General features: G+C 47.3%; 1 pseudogene. It reads right to left on the bottom strand.

Going from position 1 to position 245, the window contains the following annotated elements:
- Positions 1–245 (bottom strand): annotated as a pseudogene (locus tag SCA31_RS25015) (alpha-glucuronidase); the annotation flags it as partial.

Raw genomic sequence — 245 nt, forward strand, 5'->3', positions numbered from 1 at the left:
GGTCTGGTTTAAAGGTGAAAAATACTGGGCAACCGCATTACTGCCTGTTTGCGTTCTGTTGAATCCCAGTCCGTTTTCATCGGCTTTATGATAATATACGGGCATCCAGTCCGGCCTTCCACCGGGAATATCTCCCCAGGGTTCAGGCCCATAATGATGGTCAAAAGCAAAAATATGGTGCAAACCAAGCGGCATCATGTAGTCTACAGCTGTTTCCCGGGAAGAAAGCATCATTTCTTTCACCG

The organism is Chryseobacterium sp. SIMBA_028 (genome assembly GCF_046535285.1).
Taxonomy (GTDB): domain Bacteria; phylum Bacteroidota; class Bacteroidia; order Flavobacteriales; family Weeksellaceae; genus Chryseobacterium.